The sequence below is a fragment of the Sphingobacterium sp. GW821-FHT03E03 genome (assembly GCF_059420745.1).
Genome location: NZ_JBWKUH010000002.1, coordinates 1 through 24,956 on the forward strand (window position 1 = coordinate 1; position 24,956 = coordinate 24,956).

The 24,956-nt window shown below is 39.9% G+C and carries 18 protein-coding genes and 5 tRNA genes; 2 read left to right on the forward strand and 21 right to left on the reverse strand.

The window, feature by feature from the left end; all coding sequences use genetic code 11:
* Nucleotides 1-474: 474 nt before the first annotated feature.
* The 17 genes from rpoC to AC07UV_RS03475 all read right to left on the reverse strand — a co-directional run bounded on the left by rpoC (nt 475) and on the right by AC07UV_RS03475 (nt 16,846).
* Entirely contained in the window at nt 475-4,752 is a 4,278-nt protein-coding gene (gene rpoC, locus AC07UV_RS03395; RefSeq protein WP_120261639.1) for a DNA-directed RNA polymerase subunit beta', read from the reverse strand.
* A 72-nt stretch (nt 4,753-4,824) separates the two neighbouring features.
* Nucleotides 4,825-8,634, reverse strand: coding sequence for a DNA-directed RNA polymerase subunit beta (rpoB, locus tag AC07UV_RS03400; RefSeq protein WP_223583977.1), 3,810 nt, complete (start codon nt 8,632-8,634; stop codon nt 4,825-4,827).
* A gap of 168 nt (nt 8,635-8,802) precedes the next feature.
* Nucleotides 8,803-9,180 (reverse strand): 50S ribosomal protein L7/L12, encoded by a 378-nt coding sequence (rplL, locus tag AC07UV_RS03405; protein WP_002992785.1) that lies wholly within the window; start codon nt 9,178-9,180, stop codon nt 8,803-8,805.
* A gap of 78 nt (nt 9,181-9,258) precedes the next feature.
* The gene (gene rplJ, locus AC07UV_RS03410; protein WP_223583976.1) at nt 9,259-9,777 is read right to left on the reverse strand and encodes a 50S ribosomal protein L10; all 519 of its coding nucleotides are present in this window, start codon (nt 9,775-9,777) and stop codon (nt 9,259-9,261) included.
* A 2-nt stretch (nt 9,778-9,779) separates the two neighbouring features.
* On the reverse strand, nt 9,780-10,478 hold the full coding sequence (rplA, locus tag AC07UV_RS03415; protein WP_046672240.1) for a 50S ribosomal protein L1: 699 nt from the start codon (nt 10,476-10,478) through the stop codon (nt 9,780-9,782).
* A gap of 22 nt (nt 10,479-10,500) precedes the next feature.
* Entirely contained in the window at nt 10,501-10,944 is a 444-nt protein-coding gene (rplK, locus tag AC07UV_RS03420; RefSeq protein WP_028072660.1) for a 50S ribosomal protein L11, read from the reverse strand.
* Between the two features lie 395 nt (nt 10,945-11,339).
* On the reverse strand, nt 11,340-11,543 hold the full coding sequence (locus tag AC07UV_RS03425; RefSeq protein ID WP_282250192.1) for a hypothetical protein: 204 nt from the start codon (nt 11,541-11,543) through the stop codon (nt 11,340-11,342).
* Nucleotides 11,544-11,553: 10 nt separating this feature from the next.
* Entirely contained in the window at nt 11,554-12,027 is a 474-nt protein-coding gene (locus AC07UV_RS03430; RefSeq protein WP_282250193.1) for a DUF5675 family protein, read from the reverse strand.
* Between the two features lie 10 nt (nt 12,028-12,037).
* Nucleotides 12,038-12,667 carry a fibronectin type III domain-containing protein gene (locus AC07UV_RS03435; protein ID WP_282250194.1) on the reverse strand — a complete coding sequence of 210 codons (630 nt, stop codon included), beginning with the start codon at nt 12,665-12,667 and terminating at the stop codon, nt 12,038-12,040.
* Between the two features lie 1,439 nt (nt 12,668-14,106).
* Nucleotides 14,107-14,652 (reverse strand): transcription termination/antitermination protein NusG, encoded by a 546-nt coding sequence (gene nusG / locus AC07UV_RS03440; RefSeq protein ID WP_046672242.1) that lies wholly within the window; start codon nt 14,650-14,652, stop codon nt 14,107-14,109.
* A 19-nt stretch (nt 14,653-14,671) separates the two neighbouring features.
* The gene (secE, locus tag AC07UV_RS03445) at nt 14,672-14,866 is read right to left on the reverse strand and encodes a preprotein translocase subunit SecE (RefSeq protein WP_028072657.1); all 195 of its coding nucleotides are present in this window, start codon (nt 14,864-14,866) and stop codon (nt 14,672-14,674) included.
* Between the two features lie 23 nt (nt 14,867-14,889).
* Nucleotides 14,890-14,960: transfer RNA gene (locus tag AC07UV_RS03450), tRNA-Trp, on the reverse strand.
* A gap of 160 nt (nt 14,961-15,120) precedes the next feature.
* Entirely contained in the window at nt 15,121-16,305 is a 1,185-nt protein-coding gene (tuf, locus tag AC07UV_RS03455; RefSeq protein ID WP_120261630.1) for an elongation factor Tu, read from the reverse strand.
* Nucleotides 16,306-16,377: 72 nt separating this feature from the next.
* Nucleotides 16,378-16,449 (reverse strand) — tRNA-Thr (locus AC07UV_RS03460).
* Between the two features lie 95 nt (nt 16,450-16,544).
* A tRNA-Gly gene (locus AC07UV_RS03465) sits at nt 16,545-16,617 on the reverse strand.
* 49 nt (nt 16,618-16,666) lie between these two features.
* Nucleotides 16,667-16,747: transfer RNA gene (locus AC07UV_RS03470), tRNA-Tyr, on the reverse strand.
* 26 nt (nt 16,748-16,773) lie between these two features.
* Nucleotides 16,774-16,846, reverse strand: a tRNA-Thr gene (locus AC07UV_RS03475).
* Nucleotides 16,847-17,176: 330 nt separating this feature from the next.
* Between AC07UV_RS03475 and AC07UV_RS03480 the strand changes: the two genes are divergently transcribed.
* Entirely contained in the window at nt 17,177-18,340 is a 1,164-nt protein-coding gene (locus AC07UV_RS03480) for a BamA/TamA family outer membrane protein (RefSeq protein WP_282250198.1), read from the forward strand.
* A gap of 148 nt (nt 18,341-18,488) precedes the next feature.
* Here AC07UV_RS03480 and AC07UV_RS03485 read toward each other — a convergent pair whose 3' ends face one another.
* The 4 genes from AC07UV_RS03485 to AC07UV_RS03500 all read right to left on the reverse strand — a co-directional run bounded on the left by AC07UV_RS03485 (nt 18,489) and on the right by AC07UV_RS03500 (nt 23,378).
* On the reverse strand, nt 18,489-19,016 hold the full coding sequence (locus AC07UV_RS03485) for a hypothetical protein (protein ID WP_282250199.1): 528 nt from the start codon (nt 19,014-19,016) through the stop codon (nt 18,489-18,491).
* 263 nt (nt 19,017-19,279) lie between these two features.
* On the reverse strand, nt 19,280-20,599 hold the full coding sequence (locus AC07UV_RS03490; protein WP_495182734.1) for a sensor histidine kinase: 1,320 nt from the start codon (nt 20,597-20,599) through the stop codon (nt 19,280-19,282).
* A gap of 3 nt (nt 20,600-20,602) precedes the next feature.
* Nucleotides 20,603-21,964, reverse strand: coding sequence for a sigma-54-dependent transcriptional regulator (locus AC07UV_RS03495; protein WP_495182735.1), 1,362 nt, complete (start codon nt 21,962-21,964; stop codon nt 20,603-20,605).
* A gap of 31 nt (nt 21,965-21,995) precedes the next feature.
* A complete protein-coding gene (locus AC07UV_RS03500) occupies nt 21,996-23,378 on the reverse strand; it encodes a TolC family protein (RefSeq protein WP_495182736.1) in 1,383 nt (460 codons plus the stop codon).
* 324 nt (nt 23,379-23,702) lie between these two features.
* On the opposite strand from AC07UV_RS03500, the gene AC07UV_RS03505 reads away from it, so the two are divergent.
* On the forward strand, nt 23,703-24,956 hold the full coding sequence (locus AC07UV_RS03505; protein WP_282250203.1) for an efflux RND transporter periplasmic adaptor subunit: 1,254 nt from the start codon (nt 23,703-23,705) through the stop codon (nt 24,954-24,956).

Below are 24,956 nucleotides of genomic sequence, written 5' to 3' on the forward strand. Positions count from 1 at the left end.
ATAGAAATCTTTTCCGAACTTCCAAAAAACTTTTGAAGTTTTTTTTCTCTTCCTTTTTCCCGATTTCCGCGCCTAACTCCCGTCAGACCCTTCTTTTTTTCACTGGTATCCCCTTGCGAAGTAACCGTCCCTCCCTTGCGGAGTGGTGCAAAGATAGGGAGTTTTCGGGCAAACTTCCAAGCCTTTTGTTTATTATTTTTTAATATTAAGGTTAACTAACTGTAACATTGAAGGATTCATTTAAGACAGATATACTATAAACCGTCCAATCAGGTTAAATTAACCAATTAAACGGCCAAGCTGCTCGTTATAAATTTCAGTTCGAAGCCCTCCCTTAACAAAACAATTTCACAGCTAAAAGGACAAGTTAAATACTATTTACTGCTTTATTCTATACCACATAAAGTCCCTATGGAAACAAAAAAGGTCCAGACATACGCCTGGACCTTTCTCTATAAAATAATCTATGATAGATTAATCTTCTTCTTTCGAAGCCAACAATTGATCGTACTCTTCGCGAGAACCAACAATTAAGTTGCTGTATTGACGGATACCTGTACCTGAAGGAATCAAGTGACCAACGATTACGTTTTCTTTCAAACCTAACAAGTTGTCACGTTTACCTGCGATAGCAGCTTCATTCAATACTTTTGTTGTCTCTTGGAAAGAGGCAGCAGAGATAAACGATTTGGTACCTAATGACGCTCTAGTGATACCTTGCAACAATGGACTTGAAGTCGCTGGAATTGCTTCACGCACTTCTACAAGTTTTAAGTCACGACGTTTCAAGCTGGAGTTTTCCTCTCTCAACTTACGTAAAGAAACAATCTGTCCTGGACGTAAGCTATTGGAATCTCCGGCATCAACAACGACTTTCTTGTCGAACAAGGAATCATTCTCTTCCATGAAGTCCCATTTGTTTACAGCTTCTTTCTCTAAGAAACGTGTATCTCCTGGATCCTCAATGTTAACTTTTTGCATCATCTGGTGAACGATCGTTTCGAAGTGCTTATCGTTGATCTTCACACCTTGAAGACGGTATACCTCTTGGATACCATTCACGATGTAATGTTGCACCGCTGAAGGTCCTTTAATAGATAAGATATCCGCTGGAGAGATCGAACCATCCGATAATGGCATACCCGCTTTCACGAAGTCATTATCCTGAACAAGGATATGTTTGGAAAGTGGCACCAAGTATTTCTTGATTTGACCATCACGTGATTCAATCGACATCTCACGGTTACCACGTTTCACACCGCCTAATGTTACCACACCGTCGATTTCTGTTACAACAGCTGGGTTAGAAGGGTTACGTGCTTCGAACAACTCGGTTACACGTGGAAGACCACCCGTGATATCTCGTGTTTTACCAGTAGAACGAGGAATCTTAACTAAGATACCGCCTTCCTTAACAGTTACACCGTTAGCAACAGCAACGTGGGCGCCTACTGGGATATTGTACGTACGGATAACCTCTCCAGATTTATCAAGAATCTTGATGGATGGGTTTTTCGTTTTATCACGTGTTTCAATAATTACTTTCTCTTTGTGACCAGTTTGCTCATCTGATTCCTCACGGAAGGTAACACCTTCGATGATTGCATCAAACTCAACTTTACCAGCAAATTCAGAGATAATTACTGCGTTATATGGATCCCACTCTACCAATTTATCACCTTTAGCTACTGTACCGCCATCCTCAACGAACAACTGTGAACCATAAGGGATATTTTGTTGGAATACAATCTTATTATGTGCATCAATGATCTTAACCTCACCAGAACGTCCTAAGACAACCTGATGTGTACCATTGTCATTTGTTTGCGAAACGGTACGCACATTTTCAAATTCGATTTTACCATCGTATTTAGAAATGATGCTTGAGTCAGCGGCAATATTTGATGCCGTACCACCCACGTGGAATGTACGAAGTGTCAACTGTGTACCTGGCTCACCGATTGATTGTGCTGCGATAACACCGACAGCTTCACCCAATTGAACACGTTTACCAGATGCCAAGTTACGACCATAACAACAAGCACACACACCACGTTTCGATTCACAAGTTAATACAGTACGAATTTCGATACCTTCAATACCTGCTTTTTCGATAACCTCCGCAATTTCCTCAGTGATATCTTCATTTGCTGAAACGATCAACTCCTCTGTCTCCGGATGGAATACATCATGTAATGGAGTACGACCTAAGATACGGTCGAATAATGGTTCAACAACATCATCATTATCTTTCAATGCTGTTGTGTAGATACCACGTAAACCACCACAATCTTGTTCAACAACGATCATATCCTGAGCGACGTCATGTAAACGACGTGTCAAGTAACCCGCATCAGCCGTTTTCAAGGCTGTATCGGCAAGACCTTTACGCGCACCGTGGGTAGAGATAAAGTACTCCAATACGGACAAACCTTCTTTAAAGTTCGACAAGATCGGGTTCTCAATAATCTCACCACCTGAAGTACCAGATTTTTGAGGTTTCGCCATCAAACCACGCATACCACACAACTGACGAATCTGCTCTTTCGAACCACGGGCCCCAGAATCCAACATCATATAAACTGAGTTGAAACCTTGGTTATCGTTGGAAAGAATATCCATTACGTGCGCAGTCAATCTGTTGTTGATACGTGTCCAGATATCGATGATTTGGTTATAACGTTCGTTGTTCGTAATGAAACCCATGTTATAGTTGCTCATTACTTCTTCAACTTCGTTTGTTGCTTGTTGGATCAACTCAGCTTTCGCTGCAGGAATGTTCAAATCTTCCAAGTTGAAAGAAAGACCACCTTTGAAGGCTGTTTGATATCCCAACTCTTTCATATCATCCAAGAATTGTGCTGCACGAGCCATACCCGTAGTCTTCACAATCTCACCGATGATATTACGCAAAGATTTTTTAGTCAGCAATTCATTGACAAATCCCATTTCTTCAGGAACAACCTGGTTGAAGATCACACGACCTACAGTTGTCTCTAATAAGGTATCAACGATGCTACCATCTTTTTGTCTGACTTTTGTTTTTACTTTAATCCAAGCGTGAAGGTCAATTTGCTTCTCATTCAAAGCAATGATAACCTCTTCAGCTGAATAGAAAGTCATATCTTGGCCTCTTACGATATGGTCACCAGCAGTCTTACGACCTTTAGTAATATAGTAAAGACCCAATACCATGTCTTGAGATGGTACAGTGATCGGTGAACCGTTCGCAGGGTTCAAGATATTGTGTGCTGCTAACATCAAGATTTGGGCTTCCAAAACTGCAGCATTACCTAAAGGTAAGTGAACTGCCATCTGGTCACCGTCAAAATCGGCGTTGAACGCTGTACAAACCAATGGGTGTAACTGAATCGCTTTACCCTCTACCAAAGTAGGTTGGAAAGCTTGAATACCCAAACGGTGAAGCGTAGGTGCACGGTTAAGTAATACAGGATGACCTTTCAATACATTTTCAAGGATATCCCATACCACTGGATCTTTACGATCTACGATTTTCTTAGCGGATTTTACTGTTTTTACAATACCACGCTCGATCATCTTACGAATGATAAACGGTTTGTAAAGCTCAGCAGCCATATCTTTAGGAAGACCACACTCATGTAATTTCAAGTGAGGACCTACCACAATTACCGAACGAGCTGAATAATCGACACGTTTACCTAATAAGTTTTGACGGAAACGACCTTGTTTACCTTTCAAAATATCAGATAACGACTTCAATGCACGGTTACCTTCTGTCTTAACAGCATTCACTTTACGTGAGTTGTCAAACAAAGAATCCACTGCCTCTTGAAGCATACGTTTTTCGTTACGTAAGATTACTTCTGGAGCTTTGATCTCGATCAAACGTTTTAGACGGTTGTTACGGATAATAACACGACGGTATAAATCGTTCAAATCCGAAGTCGCAAAACGACCACCATCCAAAGGCACCAATGGGCGTAATTCAGGTGGAATGATAGGAACAATCTTCACGATCATCCATTCAGGACGATTCTCGATGTTTTCACGTGAGCTACGGAAAGCTTCAACAACATGAAGACGTTTTAACGCTTCATTTTTACGTTGTTGAGAAGTCTCGTTAGCAGCTTGGTGACGTAAATCGTAAGACAATTGATCCAAATCAATACGTTTCAACAAATCTTCCAAAGCCTCAGCACCCATCTTAGCGACAAATTTTTGAGGATCAGTATCGTCTAAATATTGATTTTCTTTTGGTAAGGTATCTAAAATATCTAAATATTCTTCTTCAGTCAAGAAGTCCATAAAGTTGATACCATCTTCTTCCTTAATACCAGCTTGGATAACGACATAACGTTCATAGTAAATGATCATATCCAGTTTCTTTGTAGGAAGCCCTAACAAATAACCGATTTTATTAGGAAGAGAACGGAAGTACCAGATGTGCGCTACAGGAACCACCAAGTTGATGTGTCCCATACGCTCACGACGTACTTTTTTCTCTGTTACCTCAACACCACAACGGTCACACACGATACCTTTATAACGGATACGTTTGTATTTACCACAGTGACATTCGTAATCCTTTACAGGACCAAAAATACGCTCACAGAATAAACCATCACGTTCTGGTTTGTAGGTACGATAGTTAATCGTTTCTGGTTTTGTAACTTCACCACTTGAACGCTCCAAAATAGTTTCTGGAGAAGCCAAGCTGATCGTAATCGAAGTGAAGTTGCTTTTAATTTTATTATCTTTTTTGTAAGACATACTTATTCAAAAGTTAAAGCTTTATAGAGAAGCTTTGAAGAACTGCAGTCCTTCAAAGCCCTAATTGCTTAATTAATCCAATGTGATATCTAGACCCAATCCGCGCAACTCGTGTACCAATACGTTGAACGATTCTGGTACCGATGGTGTCGGAAGGTTGTTGCCCTTAACGATTGCTTCGTAAGTTTTGGCACGACCAACTACGTCATCCGATTTCACGGTCAAGATCTCTTGAAGGATGTTAGATGCACCAAATGCTTCCAATGCCCAAACCTCCATCTCACCAAAACGCTGACCACCGAATTGTGCTTTACCACCCAGAGGTTGTTGTGTGATCAATGAGTAAGGACCGATTGAACGTGCGTGCATTTTATCATCAACCATGTGACCTAATTTCAACATGTAGATTACACCTACTGTTGTTGGTTGATCGAAACGGTCACCTGTCAATCCATTGTACAAATATGTACGACCTGATTTTGGTAAACCAGCTTTCGCAACCCAGTCTTGTACTTGATCCATCTCAGCACCGTCAAAGATTGGTGTAGCAAATTTAATACCTAATTTTTGACCAGCCCAACCTAATACAGTTTCATAGATCTGACCCAAGTTCATCCGTGAAGGTACCCCTAATGGGTTCAACACGATATCAACCGGAGTACCATCTTCCAAGAATGGCATATCTTCATCACGTACGATACGTGCAACAATACCTTTGTTACCGTGACGACCTGCCATCTTATCCCCTACTTTCAATTTACGTTTCTTAGCTACGTAAACTTTCGCCATCTGCACGATTCCTGATGGAAGCTCATCCCCAACAGATACTGCGAATTTATCACGTTTGAATGAACCTAATTCTTCATTAATTTTAATATTGTAATTATGAAGGGCCATTTTGATCAACTCGTTTTTATCTTCGTCAGTTGTCCATCCCATTGGGTTGATGTTGTTGTATTCTAATTCAGCTAAGATTTTTTGTGTAAACTTAGCACCTTTAGCAACTAACAACTCTTTATATACATTGTACACACCTTGGCTTGTTTTACCATTCACTACAATGAATAATTTCTCCACCAAACGGTCTTTCAATGATTTAACAGCTCTATCGTGAGCAACCTCTAATTTCTCTAAAGTTTTACGTTCAACTTCTTTAGACATTTTCTTCGCACGAGAGAATAACTTCGTATCGATAACAACACCTTTTAATGAAGGTGGAGTTTTCAATGAAGCATCTTTCACGTCACCAGCTTTGTCACCAAAGATTGCACGTAATAATTTCTCCTCTGGAGAAGGATCAGACTCACCTTTAGGCGTGATTTTACCGATCAAGATATCACCACCACCAACTTCAGCACCGATACGGATAATACCGTTTTCATCTAAGTCTTTCGTCGCTTCTTCAGATACGTTAGGAATATCAGCTGTTAACTCTTCTTCACCACGTTTTGTATCACGAACTTCAAGTTCGAATTCTTCAATGTGAAGAGAAGTAAACCAGTCTTCTTTCGCTACACGCTCAGAAATTACGATCGCATCCTCAAAGTTATATCCTTGCCAAGGCATGAACGCTACCTTTAAGTTACGACCCAATGCTAATTCACCATTTTCAGTAGCATAACCTTCACACAATACCTGTCCTGGTTCAACTCGTTGACCTTTCTTAATGATAGGCTTCAAGTTCATACAAGTATTCTGGTTAGTTTTCTTGAATTTGATCAATTTATATGTTCTGACATCATCATCAAATGATACTAAACGATCATCATCGTTTCTGTCGTAACGGATTTTAATTTCATCAGCATCTACATATTCAACCACACCATGACCTTCGGCATTGATCAATGTACGTGAATCTTTCGCTACACGACCTTCAAGACCAGTACCTACGATAGGAGCCTGCGGACGCAATACAGGCACAGCCTGACGTTGCATGTTGGATCCCATCAATGCACGGTTGGCATCATCGTGCTCCAAGAAAGGAATCAATGAAGCCGCAATAGATGTAATTTGGTTTGGAGCAACGTCCATATAGTCAAGCATTTCAGGCTCGATAATTGGGAAGTCACCTTCGTATCTGGCTTTTACCTTTGCATCTTCAAAATTACCTTTGTCATCATACAAAGCATTTGCTTGTGCAATTGTTTTACCATCTTCATCCTCAGCTGACAAGTATACCACAGGTTGGTCTACAACAACAACACCATCTTTTACCTTACGGTAAGGAGTTTCAATAAAACCTAAATGGTTGATTTTTGCATGTACAGCCAAAGAAGAAATCAAACCGATGTTTGGTCCCTCTGGTGTTTCGATTGTACAAAGACGACCGTAGTGTGTATAGTGAACGTCACGAACCTCGAAACCTGCGCGCTCACGAGAAAGACCACCTGGACCTAAAGCTGACAAACGACGTTTGTGCGTAATTTCAGCAAGAGGGTTAGTTTGGTCCATGAACTGAGATAACTGGTTGGTACCAAAGAACGAATTGATTACTGACGATAAAGTACGTGCATTAATCAAATCTGTTGGTGTAAACACCTCGTTATCTCTGATATTCATACGCTCACGGATTGTACGCGCCATACGAGATAGACCCACACCAAATTGAGCATATAATTGCTCACCAACTGTACGTACACGACGATTTGACAAGTGGTCAATATCATCCACCTCAGCTTTGGAGTTGATCAAGTTTATCAAATACTTCACGATTGCAATGATATCTTCACGCGTCAAGACCTTAGTCTCATCTGGTGTACCCAATTTCAACTTACGGTTGATACGGTAACGACCTACATCACCCAAGTCATAACGTTTATCAGAGAAGAACAAGCGATCGATGATACCACGAGCAGTTTCCTCATCTGGTGGTTCAGCGTTACGCAATTGACGATAGATATGCTCTACAGCCTCTTTTTCTGAATTGGAAGTATCTTTTTGTAAAGTATTATATATAATAGAATAATCTGCATTATTTGACTCATCGTCTTTCGCTAAGATAATAGACTTAACGCCAGCTTCGATAATCAAATCAATGTGATCTTCTTCTAGAACAGTTTCACGTTCAAGGATAATTTCGTTACGGTCGATAGATACTACTTCACCAGTATCCTCATCCACGAAATCTTCTACCCATTTTTTTAATACCCTAGCCGCAAGACGACGGCCAACATATTTTTTAAGACCAGATTTACTAACTTTTACTTCATCAGCTAGGTCAAACAATTCTAAGATATCTTTATCTGAATCGTAACCGATCGCACGCAATAAGGTAGTAACTGGGAATTTCTTTTTACGGTCGATATAAGCATACATGACGTTGTTTACGTCTGTAGCGAATTCGATCCAAGACCCTTTGAAAGGAATTACCCTTGCAGAATAAAGTTTAGTACCATTTGTGTGTCTACTTTGACCAAAGAAAACGCCCGGTGAACGGTGTAATTGCGATACGATGACACGCTCTGCACCATTTACCACGAAAGTACCTTTAGGAGTCATATAAGGGATAGTCCCTAAATATACATCCTGAACAATAGTTTCGAAATCTTCGTGTTCTTCATCATTACAAGATAACTTTAACTTAGCCTTTAGAGGAACGCTATAAGTCAAGCCGCGTTCGATACACTCTTGGATATCATAACGTGGTGGATCAATGAAATAATCCAAAAACTCTAGCACAAAAATGTTTCTTGAATCAGAAATAGGGAAGTTTTCCGAGAATACCTTGAACAGCCCTTCCTGATGGCGGTTGTCAGAAGTAGTTTCTAGTTGAAAAAACTCCTTGAAAGATTCCAATTGCACATCTAAGAAATCTGGATATTCCAATACTTTCTTACTTGTTGCAAAGTTTATTCTTTCTTGTTGAATATTATTGTTTGCCAAGGGAATATGAATTTTAGTTTTAAAAAAACTGCGCTTACATGCATGCTGTAAACCACATGTCCACTGTGCCCAGCATATACACAGCATAGTGGCGTATTGATATAAATAGGAATAGACTCTGACGAAAAATCGTCAGAGTCTAAACCTTTTCGGGCTAATTAGTTGAGATTATTTAATCTCAACAACAGCACCAGCTTCTTCTAATTGTTTTTTCAAAGCTTCTGCTTCGTCTTTAGATACACCAGCTTTCAATTCTTTAGGTGCTCCGTCAACTAAATCTTTAGCTTCTTTCAAGCCTAATCCAGCTAAATCTTTAACCAATTTAACTACAGCTAATTTTTGACCACCAGCTTCTTTCAAGATAACGTCAAATGAAGTTTTCTCTTCTGCAGCAGCAGCACCACCTTCAGCTGGAGCAGCAGCTACAGCAACAGCAGCAGCAGCAGGCTCGATGCCATACTCGTCTTTTAAGATATCAGCTAATTCTTTAACTTCTTTTACTGTTAAGTTAACTAACTGTTCAGCAAGTTGTTTTAAATCTGCCATTTTATTTTGAATTTTTGAATGTACTTTGTAAAAATTGTTAATTAAATTGTAACGAATAATTCTGTTCTAGAGGATTCGTTAACCTCTTTCTTCTAAAGCTTTTACTAAACCTGCAACAGTATTTCCTCCTGATTGAAGAGCCGAAATAACATTTTTCGCAGGTGACTGCAATGCCGCGATAACGTCAGCAATAAGTTCGTTTTTAGATTTAAGATTAACTAATGCAGTTAATTGATTATCTCCTACGAATGCTGTTGCCTCAATGAAAGCCGCCTTTAACAACGGTTTCTCACCTGTCTTGCGCAATTCTTTGATCAATTTAGCAGGTGCATTAGCGACTTCTGAAAACATCATTGTAGACGCACCTTTAAGCGTTCCAAAAATATCTTCTTCTTCAACACCAGCTTCGATCAATGCTTTCTTAATTAAAGTGTTTTTAACAGCTTTAATTTCGATACCTTGCTCAAAACATTTACGACGAATGTTATTCACTTTTTCAACTGACAACTCAGCAGTATCGGCAATATAGAAGTTACCGTAAGATTTAATCTGTTCGGCCAAAGCTTGAACAATTTCTTGTTTTTCTTCTTTTCTCATGATTAAATACCTGCTACTGATTTAGTCTCAATATGAATACCAGGACTCATAGTTGAGGAAATGTGAATACTTTTAAAGTAAGTTCCTTTAGCTGCAGATGGTTTCAAACGTGCTAGAGTTTGTAATACCTCTAATGCGTTATCATATATTTTATCTGCATCGAACGACGCTTTACCAATAGAAGTATGGATGATACCGGTTTTGTCAACTTTGAAATCGATCTTACCACCTTTTACATCTGTTACAGCTTTACCAACTTCTGTTGTAACTGTACCAGTTTTAGGGTTAGGCATCAAGTTTCTTGGACCTAAAATACGACCCAATTTACCAACTTTAGCCATAACACTAGGCATAGTAATAATGATATCAACGTCAGTCCAACCACCTTCAATTTTGCTGATGTAATCATCTAAACCTACGTAGTCTGCACCTGCCGCTTTAGCTTCTTCTTCCTTATCAGGAGTACACAAAACTAAAACGCGAACAGTTTTACCAGTACCGTGAGGTAATGTTGCAATACCACGCACCATTTGATTTGCTTTACGAGGATCTACGCCCAAACGAACGTCGATATCCACAGAAGCATCAAATTTGGTCAATGAGATTTCTTTAACTAAAGCCGAAGCTTCTTTTAAAGAGTATGCTTTACCAGCTTCAATTTTGGATAGTGCCGCTTTTTGATTTTTTGTTAATCTAGCCACTTTTCTTAAATTGATTTCTTAATTAATTGTTCCAAGGAGCATTACCGGATACAGTAATACCCATACTACGTGCTGTACCAGCTACCATTCTCATAGCAGCCTCTACAGTAAATGCATTTAAATCAGGCATTTTATCTTTAGCGATTGTCTCAACTTGTTCCCAAGTAATAGCCGCAACCTTCTTACGGTTAGGCTCGCCAGATCCACTTTTTAATTTAGCAGCGTCTTTCAACTGAACTGCTACCGGTGGAGTCTTGATGATAAAATCAAATGACTTATCCGCGTAAACTGTAATGACAACAGGTAATACTTGACCTGGTTTGTCTTGCGTACGAGCGTTGAACTGCTTACAGAAATCCATGATATTCACACCTTTAGCACCTAATGCAGGTCCTACTGGAGGTGAAGGATTCGCAGCTCCGCCCTTAACTTGTAATTTTACTAACGCACTGACTTCTTTTGCCATTTTGTTTTGAATTTAATTTTGTTAAATGTCTGTTAGTAAGTTGGAAGCAAATAACGTAACATTCATCGATCAGGACGTAACACCCCAACCGAGGTGCAAAGTTAATAAGAAGATTTGAATCCTGCAAGTATATAACTTTTAATTTTTCAGGAATTTATGATTTTTTTACAGATATTTCAACATATAAAGCCATCCTCAATCAAGAGAATGGCTTTATATAAATAAACTAACAATTAACGACCTACTTCCGCAGCCTGCACTTCCCGATCAGCCATCCTACCGCGTAGCTGGCCACAGTCCCCAACACCGCCGACAGCATTGTCTGAAAAAGATCGCCCAGGGAGAAACTAGCCCAGATAGAGACCAGCGTACCGCCGAAGGTTCCAAAACGAATATCATTTAGCCGCATCCGGACCTCCTTTTTCTAATTCATCAGTGGAGTCTTCTGTCTCCGCATTATCCTTCTCAAGTACTGTTTCCATGATTCCCAGCCCCAAGGCGACATATCTGACGACTGCCAGCACTTTTCCCGGCAATTTGACAGGGGCCATCAGAATCATCTGCAAGGCCCGATTTATTTTATTTACTATTGTTTTCATGTGATTACATTTACGATAAACACTGTTCTTCAAACGTCGGCCCCGAGACAATCTCCACAGTTACTTTTTCGCCATTATCCCAAGCCTTGCACATAAGCACATAGAGCTGCAGATACGTCCTGGTCGATCCATACACCGCATAATCCCCATCCTTCATTTTCCAGTAATCCCCCACCAGCACACATCCGGCGGTATCACTGAAATAGTTACCGATATGGATATAGACGTATTCAAAATTTGGCACCTGCATCATTTGGGCCATACCGCGATGAAGCCCCGGATAAAGGCGAGAGTACCTTGCATGCATACCACCTGCTTTGCGTAGTTGCACGTTATATTGTCCGGCAGGTATGGCCGTACTCCCCGGTATCTTTTCGTCACGTACCGAATCTTCTAGCGCGAGACAGAAATACTTCCCATCGACGTAGACTTTGGAGAGCGTAGCATGCTCGCTACGCTTCTCCCTTTTAATGGTGATAATCATCTGAACTCCGCTATCGAACCAATATAGTTTCTGTTTGGCTCCAGTCGCCCGCTCCCTTGCTATTCACTGCACGGACTTTAAATTCATACAGCTGAGCCACTTCCAACGGCGCTATGATATTACCGCGTGAGGAGGTTGTCGTCAGGCGGTCACTCCACTCCGCTTCGGGCGTTTCCACTTTCCGATAGCAGTACTCATATAACTTTGCCGCTCTGCCCTGGGATTCAAAATCCAGCCTCAGCTGTCCCGATTGCCTTCCATCAGAGACTTTCACGCCCTGGACCTGAGCCGGGATTATACTGCCGACAGCTGGTGCACTCGTCGGAAAGCCTGAACTCAATAAGGTGGAGAGATGCCCCTTTGCTACGCTATTGACATAATAAGCCAGTTGCTGCAAAGCTTCGGCCAGCGGCTCTTTGCTTTCATCCTTACGTGCGGTATCCTCCGGCGATCCTCGTTTGCGGGCTATTGCCAGTTTGACCGAAAAGTCTTCAAGCAGGGTTTTGATATCATCCAGCGCGGGGCTAGGTGTTGTAAAATTACTGTTGCCAGTCATCGCATTGATGACCGTATTTCCTAAAATCATCAGTTCATCATCTTTCATTTTGACAAAACCGATCAGTGCTTTTGTTTTAGCCATTTTTTTCTGTTTAAATTTTTAAAAACATGTCCTTTACCTCGCGAGTTGATTGAACGATACAAACATACTTTAGCAGCTAAGGCGAATGCAAATAATGACGCTATTTGACGTAAAATGACTCGAAATGACGGGAATACCTGTCAGAAACATCACTCAAAAAGTTTATTTTCCGGATACAAAGTCCCAAAAACCGGATCACTCTCGTTAGAGACTGATGTATTTTTCTTAACTATCCGATACGGTTTGCAACAGACTTAATACAGGTTATGAAAAACCCGATACAGTTTATCACACCCCCAATACAGTTTGCGATAAATCAGATAACGTAAACGACAAACCTGATACAGTTTATGTCAAACCGGATACGATTTATGACGAACCCAACACCGTCCGCGATAAACCAGACAACGTAAACGGCCAACTAGACAAGGTAAACGATAAACCCGATACGGTTTACACCGAACCGGATACCGATTGCGCCCCACCTGATACCGAAAATTGACATGATCCCCCTATTGAGCATGCCTGTACTTCTTGTTGCGTCTCAGCGCCTCGCTGATGTCTACATCTGTATAGTAATGTTTTCCTCCCAGCTCGCTGGGATTAAGGAGCTGATCAGCGATGTAACGTTCATAGGTTTTTTTTGCTGATTTTCAATTTTTCCATGATAACGATTTTGTCCAGAAATTCCGATGCAGTCTTGGTTTCGATCTCTTTTAGCAGGTCAATGGATTGCTGCATCGGTAGGTTAGACTTTTTGTTGAGCAACACGGATTTCGTACAGAAAAGTGAGAATCTCTGTCAATGCATGCGCAATTCCTGCAATTAAATGGGATAATTGATTAAGCCATTGCATAATGTAAGTTAATTACGATACAGAGACCGGCTCCCCTTTATATTAGGTTATAATCTATAGACTAAATATGTAATATAAGTTAACAAGCAATCTGGATAGGATCAGGTAATAATCGATGAAATGGACTGCTTTTGGGACGAAAATAAATATCGGTACAAACCTTTAAATCCAAGTGAGTCTATCTTTTTGCACATGTATTATTGATACGGCATCCCAGATATTTGATAGCATGGAATGGTAATGGAATTGAAGAGAGAATTGAGAGAGAATTCAAGTATCGCTTGACGTTATGATACAAGTGCGTGCAGATTTAGTGAAAAGAGAGAAGTAATCTTTTGTATTCAATAGTATCAATGGAACTAGCGTCTTTCGTAGTGTAAGGAACACAACATTCTTCTTGTACAGGGTGATGAAATTGTATGCTTAAGAATGATTTCCCCAAAACTTTCGGTATGATACCATTTTCTTTACAAAGGACGGTGCGGATGAAGTAGTCATCAGTCCACGATAACATAGAAGAGGAAAAAACAAAAAAAGCCTTACATTTTCATGTAAAGCTTTTCTCTATCGTTAATTACTAATCTTACTCTTTTTCTACTTGCATGTAGTTCAATTCAAGTGGAGTCTTACGACCGAAGACCTTCACCATGACGATCAATTTCTTCTTATCTTCATGAACCTCTTCTATTTCACCTGTAAAACCGTTAAAAGGACCATCGTTTACTTTTACAGTTTCACCAACGTAGTAAGGAACATTAATGGTTTCACCTTGCTCAGCCATTTCATCAACCTTACCTAAGATACGGTTAACCTCTGCTTGGCGTAAAGGGACAGCGTTTCCAGCTTTATCTCCCAAGAAACCAATTACGCTATTGATATTCTTAATGATGTGCTCCAACTCTCCATCCAATGCGGCTTCTAATAAAACGTATCCAGGGTAGTAGTTACGTTCTTTAGCGACCTTCTTACCATCGCGCATCAAGTAATATTTTTCCATTGGAATCAACACTTGAGGAATCAAATGTTCAATACCTAAACGACTAACCTCGGCATCAATATATTGCTTTACTTTCTTCTCTTTCCCACTTACAGCACGAACTACGTACCATTTTAAACCTTGATCTGCCATAAATAAATACTATTGAAAATTAAGAAGCAATACCGTACAAGAACTCTAACCCTACACTTGAAGCCTTATCCATTACAAAGACTACCAATGCAATAAGAAGAGATGCAACAAGCACAATAACAGCTGAACTTTGCAACTGAGACCATGTAGGCCAAGTCACTTTCTCAGTGATCTCTACATAAGAGTCTTTAAAAAAATCAAGTACTTTTGCCATTTTAGTTTATCTGTTTTTATAAGCACGGGCACCAGGACTCGAACCCAGACCAAAGGTTTTGGAGACCTTCGTTCTACCTTTAAACTATGCCCGTGTATTTCTTATTTTGTGATGCAAATATAGTGTTTTAAACCACTTTCTGCAAATCTTTTTTAACTTTTTTTTATTTTAATCCGATAAATCGCTTATCGAAAAAATAAGCTAATCAACCTCAGTCGATTAGCTTATTTTATCTTTTTCTAGATCTTTACAGACTAGATGATTTCAGTTACCTGACCAGCACCTACTGTACGACCACCCTCACGGATAGCGAAACGTAGACCTTTTTCCATTGCAATAGCAGAAATTAATTTCACGCTGATTGTAACGTTATCACCTGGCATAACCATTTCAGTACCTTCTGGTAAAGAGATCTCTCCAGTTACGTCAGTTGTACGGAAATAGAATTGAGGACGGTATTTGTTGAAGAATGGAGTGTGACGACCACCTTCAGCTTTTGACAATACGTAAACCTCAGCTTTGAAATGATCGTGAGGAGTTACTGAACCTGGTTTACAGATAACCATACCGCGTTTGATATCAGTTTTCTCAATACCACGTAACAATAAACCTACGTTATCACCAGCCTCACCGTAATCTAAGATTTTACGGAACATCTCAACACCTGTTACTGTAGATTTCAAGTTCTCAGCACCCATACCTAAGATCTCAACTGGATCACCAGAGTTGATTACACCTCTTTCGATACGACCTGTAGCAACTGTACCACGACCTGTGATCGAGAATACGTCTTCTACTGGCATCAAGAAAGGCAACTCAGTTAAACGTGGAGGAATTGGAATGTAGTTATCAACAGCATCCATTAATTCCATGATTTTCTCAACCCACTCAGGCTCACCATTCAATGCACCTAAAGCAGATCCTTTGATTACAGGGATATCATCACCTGGGAATTCGTAGAATGACAATAACTCACGAACTTCCATTTCTACTAAGTCTAACAACTCAGAGTCATCAACTAAGTCAGTTTTGTTCATGAATACTACTAACGCAGGAACACCTACCTGACGAGCCAACAAGATGTGCTCACGAGTTTGAGGCATAGGACCATCAGTCGCAGCAACTACGATGATAGCACCGTCCATTTGAGCAGCACCAGTTACCATGTTCTTAACGTAGTCAGCGTGACCTGGACAGTCAACGTGTGCATAGTGACGGTTAGCTGTAGAATATTCTACGTGTGCAGTATTGATTGTGATACCACGCTCTTTTTCTTCAGGAGCAGAGTCAATTGAATCAAATGAACGAGCTTCTGACAAACCTTTATCAGCCAATACTTTAGTGATAGCAGCTGTAGTTGTAGTTTTACCGTGGTCAACGTGACCGATAGTACCAATGTTTAAGTGTGGTTTACTACGGTCAAATTTCTCTTTTGCCATGTTTATGCGAATTAGTAATTATAAATTATTTCTATTTGTTATATACTCTTGCTTAACTTTTACACAAGTACGAGCCAAAGATGGGATTTGAACCCACGACCTCTTCCTTACCAAGGAAGTGCTCTACCCCTGAGCTACTTCGGCTTACTAAAAAACCTTATTTACGTATTAATGCCCCCACCTTTAGATACATTATTATCAAAGAAGATAGAGACTAAATTTAATACTTGAAAAATTTGAGCGGAAGACGAGGTTCGAACTCGCGACCTATAGCTTGGAAGGCTATCGCTCTACCAACTGAGCTACTTCCGCTTAATAATTAGAAACTAGAGTAAATCTAAACTCCAATTAAAAAAAAGTGTGGAGGGAGAAGGATTCGAACCTTCGAAGCCGAAGCAACGGATTTACAGTCCGTCCCATTTGACCGCTCTGGAACCCCTCCAGACCTGTAACTTTCGTTACATTTAGAGCCTCTTATCGGAATCGAACCAATGACCTACTGATTACAAGTCAGTTGCTCTACCAGCTGAGCTAAAGAGGCTTCTAATATTTTTTTTTAAATAACTTACGTTCTATCAACGCTAATCAGATATATTCATCTTTTCAGCGAGTGCAAATATCGAATTTACTTTTGATTATTGCAAGTTTATTTTTTACTTTTTTTTTTCATTTAAAGAACTAAGCAAACTTCGTTGTTAAGAACCGTTGTTCCCTTGTTTGCTGATGCAAAGATAGACACAAAACTCACTTTACAAAAATATTTGTCAAAAAAAAACAACACTTTTTGTCAATTATACTGATATGCAGCACAATAATTTTTAATTGTTTATTTACCTATTTTGGTTATTTGCCTAATGTACTATCTTTGGGCATGCAAATTTTATCGCAATCACTTTCAAAACTTACCCGGTATACAACGCTCTGTGCTTTGTTTATAGCCGGAACAGGCGATTTGAAAGCTCAAAATATTATTCAAAAATTGAGTAAAAAATTCCTTTCTGCCGAGAAGGACTCTACCCGTTCAGGCAGTTTTATGGTTTTACCCGCTGTCGGTTACGCACAAGAAACAGGAGTAGAATATGGATTAGCCAGCTCATATAATTTTTACCTGGACAAGTCAGATCCCCATATCCGTACCTCCACGATGACATTAATGGGAACCTTTACATCCAAACATCAGTCAAATTTTAAATTTCAAACTGATCTTTGGACAAAAAATAACGACTACCATTTCGTCAGTGAAATCCGTTATCGCAACTGGCCTTTTAATTATTATGGCATTGGTATGGATACCTGGAAGACCGATGAAGAACGCGTTGACCAAAAGCTATTTCGCGTAAAATTGGAAGCGGAGAAAAAAATCGGCAACAATCTGTATTCCGGAATCAATATACAGTACGATAATTTTTCGATCCGTAGCGATAGTAGCGACCATATATTTAACCAATCTAATCTCATTGGAAAAGAGGGTGGGCAACAATTGCTGCTCGGCGTATCTCAGTTATTTGACAACCGAGACAATGTTTCCTATAGTACACGTGGTTATTATGCCAAATTACGACTGGCCTATGCACCGAAATTATGGACCAGAGAAGACTTTAATGGAGCAAATCTAGACCTAGACCTTCGCGGATTTATTCCATTACATCAGAAGGTCACATTGGCCCTTCAGGGGATCTTTCGTTCGACATTCGGAAAAACAATTCCGTTCTATAATTACCGTGAACTAGGTGGTGATATGATGATGCGCGGGTATTACCTCGGCCGTTATCGTGACAAGAACTACCTCGCTTCGCAAGCCGAATTACGTTATCGTTTTCATCCTCGTTTTGGCATTGTCGGTTTTTCGGGAATTGGATCAACCTTTTCAAAAGAAAATAGCAGTAGGTATGTGCCAAGTTATGGCGGCGGACTACGCTACTTCTTTAGTTTAGAGCACAATAGTAGTATTCGGTTTGATTATTCTTATGGTGAACAAAGGGCCGGTGAAAAACGTCAATCGGGCTTCTACCTATCTTTAAGTGAAGCTTTTTAAAAAAACCTTCATGTGTTCATAGCTGTATCTGCCTGTGAACGCATGAAGGTTCTTACTGGTCTATAAACCGAGCATAGCGAGTTCATTGATAGCTTTCAATATCCTAATTAAACATTCATTAAAGACTTTATGAAGGACAGCGAAAATGCTAAAACCTAATCAGAAAATTTTCTTTACGTTGTCCGGTCCTAAAAAAGACCAAGCCAATTCGATACAAATCTACGGTGACAACTACGCGACCATCATCCTTTAGCTTGTTCCAATAGTCTTCACGTTCTGCTGACAAATACGGTTCGTTCACTATCAGCATATCCCGGTCATTGATAGAAGTAAGCAAATTCAAGTCAAGATTCATCTGATCTACATAATAGATCTTCCGAAAAGAATAACTCCCGACCCTATGTTTAAATAGAGTCTCATAACTCGCTAGGGACTTTTCGGTCAAAAACACAAACTGATCATAAGCAAAAACCTTTAATAGACGATCGACCAGCAGATATTTTTTTTCCTCTGCCTTTCCCGTTGCCCTGATGTCGTGAGGCAAGTTTAAGATCGTATCAGGATCATCTTTCTGATAAATTACTTCATCGACCAATTTATAAACAAAGGGAGAATGTGTCCCATGCCGGCTATGGGAGATGAAATAATGGCGCCAATACTTCAGGTGGTAATTCATTTTGCTGCAAACTTCGAAAAATTTACCTTGATATACAATTAAATTCTCGCTCTGTAATGGTATATTTAATCATCTACAACTCTATAAAATCATTTCACACAGAATTCAGAATAGTTGACCTTAGTTTTACACACCGCAATACCACTTTTACTAATTATTTCACATGGAACATTCAAGCACAAAGATATGAACAAGTCATTTAAACCCTATTCGGGATACAGAGAGGACTTATGAATAGAATACATTGTATCTGGGATGATATTTTAAAATTGAAGTATAAAAGCACTACCTTCTCCCTCAATACTATTGAGAAAGATTGTACCCTTATGCAGCAACATAATTTGCTTGCTCAGGGTCAGGCCAACCCCTGTTCCCGTTTTTTTTGTTGTAAAAAAAGGTGTAAATATCTGTTCCTGGAGATCAGCGGGAATCCCGGAACCATTATCTTCGATACGAATTTGCACGCTTCCGTCAATTTCCAGTGCAGACAAACTAATATAAGCCGCCTCCCTGGTCTTTACTGCATCAATGGCATTTAGCATCAGATTGATAATAACTTGTTCGATCAAGTTGACATCAGCATACAGTATCAACCGGGTATTCTTTAAGATGATATCAACATCAATATTTTTCTGAATTAGTGTCGGCTCGAGCAACTGATAGATATGTTCAAATAATTGGGAAACCTGAATCGGAGCCACCTGTGGCTGATCCACCTTGTTGATCATGCGGTAGCTTTTTGCAAAATGTAAAAGCCCCTCACTTCGACGTTTGATGGTGGATATACCTGTTTTTAAATCATCGATGTCCTCATGTCCCCTGAAATGATCCAAACGTCCGTTAAGTGTTTCGGCCAACGAACTGATCGGCGCGATAGAATTCATGATCTCGTGCGTAAGTACACGCAATAATTTATGCCAGGCTTTTGTCTCAGTCTCGTCAATAGCTTCGTTAATATTTTGATAAACGACAATGCGAAATATAGCATCTTGTGTTTCAAAACTAGAACTCTGAATCAACAATTTTATCTTTCCTTTACTTGACTGAATAGACTCCATTTGTTGCCGCCCATTATCCAGTAACATGGTCTTTTCATAAAGGTCAGGATTTTTCTTTTTCAGTCCAGCAATATTCCCTAGGTGTGGTAGATGAAAAAGCTGTTTGAAGGCATCATTCACCCACATTACTTTTCCCGTGTCCATTTCATAGAAGATAATAGCCGAGTTAAGCATATTGATGACACGATCAAGGTACTGGTGCTGTATCTCCTGTTTAATATTAATTTCCTTATACGTTTCGTTAATTTGATTAAAAGCGAGGAAAAGCTGTCCCTCAACCGATTTTGGGTTTTTCACCAAAAAACGTCGTGTGAAATCTCGATATTTAACTGCCTCAGCAAATTCCACAAGCTGTCTTTCCAAAAAATTATACTGGGCATATAAATTAAAGCCAAGATAGAGCATAATACAAAAGATCAAAGACGCCTGTACATACTCACGCTTCATAAATAGGTAGGCGCCGACAACCGCAGCTACCAACAGCAAAATAATCTTAATTACATTTAAAATCTTTCCATGTCTCATAGACTAGATATCGTATTTCTCCAAACGCCTATAGAGTGCCGCACGAGTAAGCCCCAATTCCTTTGCTGCCTTACTGATATTTCCATTATAACGTTCTATGGCCGACTTAATGGCTTTTCGCTCCAGCTCTTCTAGATTTTGACTACTAGGAACTGATTCAACAACGACCTGTTCAGCTTGCTGCTCAATAGGAGAGAAAAACAGATCATTTCCAGCAATACTTACTTGATCGGCCATGATAACAGCCCGTTCGATACTGTATTGCAACTCACGCACATTTCCAGGAAAGTGGTAAGCAAAGAGCTTTTTTATGGCATCCGGTTCAAATCCTTCTATCCGTTTATTGTACTTCTTCGCATAGATATCCAGAAAATGTGCCGCCAATAGTCTAATATCTTCTCCCCTATCCCGTAAAGGAGGAACTTGAATTTCCACGGTATTGATCCGATAAATCAAATCCTTTCGAAAACGGCTTTCGTCGGCCAAATGTTTAAGGGATACATTGGTTGCGGAGATTAGGCGTATATCCACAGGGATAGGTTGATAAGAACCCAACGGCGTAACTTGTCGATTTTGCAGCACAGTCAATAGTTTGGCCTGTTGCTGTAACGAGATATTTCCGATTTCATCCAGAAACAACGTTCCACCATTTGCCGCTTCAAAACGTCCCTGACGGTCTTCCCGCGCATCTGTGAATGCCCCTTTTTTATAGCCGAAAAGTTCACTTTCAAACAATGTCTCTGTCAACGCACCTACGTCAACTTTCACATAGACCTGATCCGAGCGCAACGAGCGCCGTTGAATAGCTTGTGCAATCAAATCCTTACCTGTACCATTTTCACCCAAAATCAAGATATTAGCATCCGTTGGTGCTATCTTCTCAAGCTTATATTGCAGTTCGTCCATGACAACTGAGTTACCGATCAGATCCGGACTATTACTGGAACGTAACAGCGAACTCTTATTTTTCTTTTCTCTATTTTTTGATTCTGCAAGCGTGCTTTCAATTGTTGCCAGCAACTGTTCGTTTTCCCAAGGCTTGACCACAAAATCAGCGGCACCCTGTTTCAGCGATTTTACAGCCAGATCCACAGCCCCATAGGCTGTGATCATAATCACATGAATCTGTGGAAATTTTTCCTTGATCCGCGACAACCAATATAAACCCTCATTTCCGGTATTGATTGTGCTTTTGAAATTCATATCCAGAAGCACAAGGTCATAAGGCATTTTCTCCAAATGCCCAATTAGGTTCTCTGGATTAGATTCGACTTGAACATGGCTGACTTTAGGTTTTAGCAAGATCCGTGCTGCCGTAAGTAAATCTTGGTCATCGTCGACAACTAAAATAGATGCTTTTTTCATATTCCCTGGCTTCATTCAGACACTAAGATAACTATAAATTTAACGAGCCAGCGTAATAATCATTGATATATTTTTGTAGCAGCCACTCATACTGCTTGACAACCAATTGAATCTGGCTATTATCATATTTTGTCTTTGCAGTTAAAAATATGACTGAATTACTATTTCCCAGTTCAAAGACAACCTTAGCGATACGAAATGATTCAGCATAATTTGTATTTTGCTCATGCAATTGCGTGATCGTATTGCTAGCATTTTTCAGGTTAAAAACCGCATTTGCAGTCTCGGCCCTTAAATTATTCAGCGCAATCTCGCGTTGAAATTTACTTGATTCCAAATCTAGTTTAGCCAGTTTAACATCATTCTTAACCTTAAATCTATTAAAAACAGGTATTGAAAGATTTAATGATACAGACTTCCCAAGATTATTTTTCATCTGATACCAATAACCTCCAGTCGTTACATTTTTAGAATAATTCGAACTCAACCCACCATTTAAAGATAAAGAAGGCCAATAGGATGATTGTGCTATTTTGATATTCTTTTCGGCCGCCTTAATCCTCCATTCCAGTGCCGGGATATCTGGAAGGCTCTCCGTCGCCAATTTATAAAGTGCTGTAGCGTCCAATTTTTGCGCATCAGTCTTTAATTCCAATGCTTGTAAATCGCCCAATTGTGCCTCGTCTACATTTAAAAACCCGGCCAACTTCACACGGTTCGTATAAAGTCGCTGTTTATTGCTTTCGATCATATTGATATCGTTAGCAAGTTGCCCTTTCAGATCAAAATAATCACCGGGATTAATTGCCCCTTCTTTTTGCATCGATTCTGCACGACGCACCTGCTCACGTGTGACCTCTGTCTGCATCTCCGATTGCTTCAACACATCTTGTGCTGTTAATACTTGAATATAAGCCGTAATAACATCCAGTTTCAACGCGTTGACCTGCGAATCAAATTCAAGCTTTCCAGCCGTCTTCGCATCTGCCCGCATCCGAATATCATTCAATATGCGAAATCCATTAAAAACGGGTACACTAGCATCCAACCCAAAATTTCCAGATGAGTTATTTCTAGTAATATACTGATTTGTCGCGTTATCAACCGAACGTCCTGAAGTAAGGCTATGGCCTAAACGTCCATTTAAATCAGGCAATCGATTCGATTTGGCTTGCGAAAGATTCACCTCCGCACGTCTAACAGCTAATTCATTTTGTAATAAGGTAGGATTGGCTTTTATCGCCAATTGGATACATTCGGCTAGGCTGCGTTTTGTATCCTGCTTATCTCCGTTAGTGGCAGTTTCTACTTTTACAACGTCCTTCTCCCCTGTTCCTTGCTCAACCTGCTGAGCGTCAACTTTCATGTAAGTCAGCAAAAAACATAATGTACTATATATATAGATTCTCTTCATATCCACTTTTTGTTTTCCAAGCAGACCATCCCCATGCCAAACAATAAAATTTCTGATTATCAACAAGATGCACAAAACCACAAACAATCAATGTCCAAGTTCGTACAATCAACTGTCCGATATTGAACACCCACACAATCTTATTAAAATACAATAAAAATAAACAGCGAAAAACACAGATAAGACCAGGGTTGTACGCCATCGTACATGAAGTGTCCGCTATCGAACACCGAACAGTGGTACACACAAAATAAACAACTAAAAATCAATACGTTAAATTATTGGCACAGCTTTCATAGTTACATAGCAAATTGATATTAAATTATGGACAGACCTTTAGAAAAGAAGAAGTGGAATAGCAAACGCATTATGACCATTGTAGGGATTGCTGGCATCGTTGGATTAATCGGCGCGAGCTTTTACTTTACCTCGGGCAAAAGCAAGCTAAATGTAGAAGCGGACCGTATCTCTATTGTCGAAATAAAAAATGGTAACTTTCAGGAATTCATTCCAATCAATGGTACAGTGCTTCCGATCAGCAGCATCTATCTCGATGCTTCTGTAGGTGGTCGTGTGGAGGAAAAATTTGTTGAAGATGGTACTGTCTTAAAAAAAGGTGATCCGATTATGCGTCTATCCAATACAGATCAGGAGCTCACATTAGTTCAACAGGAAACTCAAGTACTGAACCTTTTGACACAGTCGCAAATCGCGCAGACCAATGCACAACAAGCATCTATTAACAACCGTAACCAGATGGCAGATGTCGAACAGGCTTTTAGAGAAGCGGAGCGGATCTATCGTTTAAATCAGAAATTGCTTAACGAAAAAGCCATTGGATCACAGGAATTTGAAAAATCAAAAAATGAATATAATTACCAAAAGGAACGGGTCAATCTAACGAAACAGATCCTAAAACAAGACGAAATATCCAACGCTCAGAAAACCAATCAGGACAAACAGACTTACCAACGTACACAAAGTGCATTGGAATTAATGAAACGGAAAATCGGTGACCTCATTGTGCGGTCACCTGTAGATGGTCAGTTAACAGCCTTTGATGCCGAAATTGGACAGAACAAAAATGCGGGCGAACGCTTGGGACAGATCGACGTATTGACTGGATTTAAAGTGCGTGCTGATATTGATGAGCATTATATTAACCGTATTTTCCCAGATCTACAGGGCGAGTTTTCCATTGGTGACAAAACCTACAAGCTTCGTATTAAAAAGGTATACACACAGGTAACGAACGGCCGCTTCCAAGTTGATATGGAATTTATCAATGAAGTACCCAAAGGAATCCGCCGCGGACAAACGTTACAGATACGTCTCGCCTTAAGTGACGAAACAAAAGCATTATTATTAGCTAAAGGCGGTTTCTATCAGCAGACTGGCGGCAACTGGATCTTCAAGCTCGATAAGAATGGAAATACAGCCTATCGTATCGACATTCAACTGGGGAGACAGAACCCTGAATATTATGAAGTTATCAAAGGGTTACAACCCGGAGACAAGGTAGTCGTATCAAGCTACGAAACATATGATAAAGTACAGGAATTAAGTATTAAAAGGTAA